Source organism: Ferruginibacter sp., from assembly GCF_014377975.1.
Lineage (GTDB): Bacteria > Bacteroidota > Bacteroidia > Chitinophagales > Chitinophagaceae > Ferruginibacter.
The window spans coordinates 1-5,821 of the sequence record NZ_JACMOO010000225.1 but is presented as its reverse complement, the minus strand read 5'-3'; the positions used below and the strand labels follow the sequence as shown (position 1 = coordinate 5,821).

4 protein-coding genes are annotated in these 5,821 nt (G+C 40.2%); all 4 read right to left on the bottom strand.

Annotation, left to right across the window (positions count from 1 at the left end; genetic code table 11):
• Positions 1–722, bottom strand: a 722-nt coding sequence (locus tag H7254_RS12415; protein ID WP_301933268.1) for a RagB/SusD family nutrient uptake outer membrane protein, incomplete at its 3' end; no start/stop codon positions are given.
• Positions 723–741: 19 nt separating this feature from the next.
• On the bottom strand, positions 742–3,732 hold the full coding sequence (locus tag H7254_RS12410) for a SusC/RagA family TonB-linked outer membrane protein (RefSeq protein WP_301933267.1): 2,991 nt from the start codon (positions 3,730–3,732) through the stop codon (positions 742–744).
• A 195-nt stretch (positions 3,733–3,927) separates the two neighbouring features.
• Positions 3,928–4,728, bottom strand: a complete 801-nt coding sequence (locus H7254_RS12405; protein ID WP_301933266.1) for an alpha/beta hydrolase family protein — start codon at positions 4,726–4,728, stop codon at positions 3,928–3,930.
• Between the two features lie 9 nt (positions 4,729–4,737).
• Positions 4,738–5,821 (bottom strand): alcohol dehydrogenase catalytic domain-containing protein (locus tag H7254_RS12400; RefSeq protein WP_301933265.1); only part of this gene is annotated, 1,084 nt, incomplete at its 5' end.

The following is a 5,821-nucleotide window of genomic DNA, read 5'->3' as shown; positions in this document are numbered from 1 at the left end:
TCCCATTGCTGGGTACCGGTATAAACCTGCGCATTTAGATAAATTTTAGCTAATAATGCATAAGCTGCCCACTTATTAAAACGTCCGTAGTATAAACGGTTAGACTGGCTGTTTAATAACGGTAAAGACTCGTTTAATTCTTTTATAATAAAATCATATACTTGCTGACGTGTATTTTGGTCTGCAAGGAAACCTGCTGCTACATCAAAACGGGTCACAATTGGAACATTTCCATATAAATCGCACAGCACATAATAAAAGGAGGCTCTCAAGGCCCGAATCTCCGCCAATACGCTATCTTTTCCTGAGGCAACAGGCACAGCACCTGATTCAATCTGGAAAATTAAACGATTACAATTAGTTATTCCTCCATACGCTGAGGTCCAGTTTCCGCCGGTTCCATCCGTATTGGTCCAGGAATGCTCATGTAATCTGCGGTAACTACCATCATCCACCCATCCATATGGCCGGGCAGTTATTACAAGCTCATCCGCGGTAACCTCCTGGGTACGGAAAAAGTTACTGCCACCATAATTTAATACATTCCTCCATGCACCATAAGCCGGCCCTGTCAACGACACCAGATCTTTGGCACCCGGGGTAAACTGGTCTGATAAAATCTCCGTGTAATTTTTGTCGGCCAGTTTAGTACAGGACCCAAATAAAAGAGTTGCAGAAGCTGAAATAATAACTAACCAAATTATATTTTTATAAAGTCTCATTTTCGATTTATTTTATTATTTAAAAAGTAACATTTAACCCAAAAGTGAAGGTCCGGGCACTGGGATATTTATCTCTATCATCGTTTCCAGGGGTTAGGCCAATACGGTTTACTTCAGGATCAATTCCTTTATAACCAGTTATTACCAAAGTGTTTAACATGGCTACATAAATGCGGGCATTTTTTACAATGTTTTTAATATTAGCTATGCGGTAACCAAGTGTAAGGTTGTCCACTTTCCAGAAACTACCGTCCTCAACATAATAACTGTTGTACTGTAATGGTACATTCTTATCCAAAACTGCTTTTCCAAATACTTTGTCATATGCAGAGTTCAGCTGATTGTATTGGGTACGACCCGTGTTTTCGTAATACATGCGTTGGAAGTTAAGGATTTGAAAGCCAAATGCGCCACGCATAGTGATGGCCAAATCGAATTTTTTATAACGAAAATTATTATTCCAACCGGCATAATATTTAGGCAACCCGTTTCCGAGAACCATTTTATCCTCATCTGCAGCTTTAAAATTCTGAAATGAAACGGGCTTCCCGTCCCTACCCTGGTAAACCCAATTTCCTTTATCATCAACATCAATAACTTTAAATCCGTAAAATTCTCCGATCGCCCTGCCAACTTTTACGCGGTGTGTGTAGGTTTGAATGGGCTCTCCCGTTCCCCCAACGTTAAAAAAGTCATTTGTCGTTTTATAATCCTGGTTAGACAAGGACACTAATTTATTTGCATTGGTGGAAAAAATAAAGGTGGAAGACCATTCAAAATCTTTTTTGGAAATAGGAACAAGATTTACGAGGGCTTCAATCCCCTTATTTTCCATTACTCCAACATTGGCCCAGGTGGTACCAAACAAGTTAGGAGGAGTTGGTACAGGGAATTGGTACAACAAACCATTTACTTTGCGTTTGTAGGCATCAAATGAACCGCTTAGCCTTCCCTTGTATAACGAAAAATCAAGTCCAATGTTAAATTCTGCTTTTTCTTCCCAGCGAAGATTTGGGTTTGGATTGCTGGTAGGTACCAATTGAGGAACCCAACGTCCATCGGATAAAGTAAATCCACTATAACCTAAACGGGCCACCCCTAAAAAAAGAGATTGAGGAGGTGTACCGGTTACACCGTAGCCCACACGTAATTTTAAATCTTCAATGGCGGTTATTTTCTCCATAAACTTCTCCTTATTGATTCTCCAGCCTACAGAAACGGCAGGAAATGTACCCCATGGATACTTGGCGCCTACAAGCGCAGAAGTAGCTTCATGACGCACACTGGCCATCAACAAATATTTATCCATAAAACTGTAAGTCGCCCTTCCAAAAAAACCAATTAAATTCCTTCGGTTTTTATCTGAACTTAAGTCAGTAATTCCACGGCGCCTGGCATCTCCCTGACCTATATTATTGTAAGTGAATAAATCTGTGGGGAAATCCCAGTTTTCTGCAAATAAATTTTCAAATGTATTATCCTGGTAAGAATAACCGCCTAATACCGAGAAGGAATGATTTCCAAGGGATTTATTATAGTTGGCTGTTAATTCCATAAGGTTTTCCAAGGTTTGCGTAGTTCCACGTGAGGCATACCCATTTCTGGTGTCCCGTATATTAGATATATGTCTTTTGGTTTCTGAATATCCTCTTAATTCGTTGAACTTAGTACGGGCGAATAAACCGGTAATTGTTAGCCCTTCCATTGGTTTTAATGTTAAGGTACCTGCAACCCGGGTACTCTGATTATTGTTTTCACCATCGCTCTCTTTTATACGGGAAATAGGATTTTCATATAAATAAAGGCCCGTTTGCTCAGCCCATGAACCATCCGGATTATTAACCGGGCTAGTAGGATTACGGATCAGTGCCTGCCGGTAGGTGTATCCATTAAAGTCGAAACCATTTCCGGAAGTATTGTACCGCTGATCAGTATTAATAAGGTTAAAATTTGCCTTTAATATTCCATTAAACATTGAATGATTGATATCAAAACGACCGCTTAATGCACGATTGTCAGACTCTAAAAGGATGCCTTCAAAACTACGGTAGTTTAAATTTACCAGGTAATTGGTTTGAACATTTCCACCACGATAAGTAAGATTTTGAACAGTAGAAAGTGGCTTTTGTATTATTTCCTTAAACCAATCCGTACTAGCTCCAAGGTCTGAAAAAGCAACCCCATCAGCTTTTTTTTGCCGATATTGCTGGGCATTCAACATATCAGGTTTGCGCACGATTTTTTGGGTACTTATGTAACTACTGTATTCAACAGACTGGATGCTACCGTTTGATTTGCGGGTAGTTATCAAGATCACTCCATTTGTACCCCTGGTGCCATAAATAGCCGCGGCGGCACCATCTTTTAAAACATCAATTGATTCGATATCTTCTGGAGCTACCGTACGCAAATTACCCGGGATGCCATCCACTAAAATTAATGGTTGAGAACTAGCATTGATTGAGTTAATACCCCGCAAAACAATTTGTGAGTTATTGACAGGACTACCTGAGGGTGAACCAATTGACAAACCGGCAACCTTTCCCTGCAAAAGCTGTCCTGCATCGTTTACAGCACCTTTTACAAAATTTTCTGATTTAACTGAAGCTATTGAAGCTGTCACTTCTTTTTTCTTTTGGGTTCCGTATCCTATTACCACCACTTCATCAAGGTTTGATGAAGAACGCGCCATTTTTATGTTTAACGGTTGTTGGTTGCCGATGAATACTTCCTGGGTAGCATAGCCTGTATTGGAAATTACCAGAACACCTCCAGCATCTGGTACAGAAAGGCTAAATTGACCTTTTGCATCTGTAAAGGTGCCAATTTTAGTGTCTTTTAACTGAATAGTTGCACCTACGAGAAACTCACCAGTTTGTGACTCTGTAACAACTCCGGTAATAATTTTATCCAATACAAAATGTTCATACGGGATATAAGACTTTGCCGAAACCAGCAAAGAAAAAAATAATGGAATAATGAAAATTAAACTAGCAGAAAATTTTTTCATAAATAAGCACGTTTTTAGGATCGGTAAAAGAATACACTATAAAATTATTTTTAAAACAATAGGAAAACCATAATATAATTATCCATTTTTTGACTTATTTTACTTCTTTTGCAGCCTAAGTCATGGTTATGGAAGATATTATACAATTTTTTGTATTAATGGCACAAATAACTTTCCTTGTAGCCCAAACTCCATTTATAAATTTTCATTAAAAAAGAAAAGCGAGTTTAGAATATTTTTCTCCCAATAAGTCCATTCATGTGCTCCTTTAAACTCCTTGTAGATATGCGGAATTCCGTTTTCATTCATGCTTTGATCCAGGTTGCGGTTATATGATAGCAGATGATCATCCAACCCGCAATCAAAATAAATGGGAGGAAGTTGATTCCGGTATTTAAGAAAGGTTAGAAGTAAATCTTCGTCAACAGGGTTTTTCTGAGTGTAATTAAATAAATCCTCTTCCACAAAAAGGCTCATTTGCGAAAGGCTTGTGATGGCTGAATGCGCTGCGATGGCCTTAAATTTCTCACTATACTTAGCTCCTATTCTTAACGAACCAAAACCACCCATTGAAAGACCACTGATAAACAAGGATGATTCCTCAGTAACACCAGGAATCATTTGTTTCATTGCATTCGGAATATCAGATGCGATCCAATTTTCAAAATCCAAATTGTTATGCGGAAGGTAAGCTGAGCCATCACCCCATAAGCCATCCGACGGCATAGCAATAACCATATTAGGCAACCTGCCTTCCTTAATCAATTTCATTACTTTTATATGAACACCGGTTCGAAAAGGCCAGCTCCAGGCACTTCCATACACTCCATGTAAAAGTATAACTACCGGGCAAGAGCTATCTTCCTGAAGGCCGGGCGGAACAAATACACAACAATCTCCTCTCCCCCGCAGGGCGGAGGTTTTGATGGTAATAAACCGAAGGTTATTGGATTCAAACCGTGGATCAGAAATTTCAATCCTTTTGGTTTCCCGCATATTAGTTATTTAAAAAACAATTACACCTTTAGCATTTTTACCTTCGAGCATATCATCAAAAGCCTCCCTAAGTTGTGCCAATGAATAAGTGCGGGTAATCATTTCATCCAACATAAGATGTCCATTATCATAATGGTTAATTAAAACAGGGAAATCGATTTGTGGGCGGCATTTGCCATAGAGCGGGTTGATATATAGCTTATCCCATTCAAATAAACGCATGTCGATCGTAATCTCCTGTTCAATGCCGCTTACCTGAACCGCCGTTCCTCCATTTCTGATCATGGCCAAAGGAGTAGCCCCTAATTCAGCAACAGCAGTACACTCGAAGGCATAATCGGCTCCTCTACCACCCAGTAATATATTAACCTGGCCTGCAGCAGCCTGTAAAACTTTATCTGTTTTATCAGCCAACATGACATCTGTAGCTCCAAATTGGGTTGCCATCTTCAGGCGGGATTCAATCACGTCGATGGCAATGATCCGGCTGGCCCCACAGATGCGGGCGCCCTGAATCACACTCAACCCAACCCCACCAGCACCTATTACAACAACCGAAGATCCTGCCTTTACCCTCGCCACATTAACTGCTGAGCCATATCCAGTCATTACACCGCAACTAATTATACTTGCCGCTGCAAAAGAAATTTTGGACGAATGATTTTTTACCAGGGCAGAAGCTTTTACCAACGTGTATTCAGCAAGTGTACCTAAATTAAAAGATCGAAGGATCGGCTGTTTCTTCCATGTAGTACCAGCCAGGTAGGCATGCCCCGGCGTATAGCCATTGCCTCCGGCAACAACAGGCGAATTATTTTCGCATATATTTTGATTGCCTTGCACACATTGAAAACAAGAACCACAGGGTGTGGCCCAATTAAGTATAACCAGATCATTTGGACGAAAACCTTTTACTTGTTTACCCACTTGCACTACCACACCAGCACCTTCATGACCAAGGATTAAAGGCTTACCCCAATACAATGAATCATGATCCGTATGGCAAAGCCCCGCGGCCCTGATCCTTACTAGCACTTCATCCTTCTGTGGAGCCAACACCTCAATATCATCTATTATAAATCCTCCATGGCCG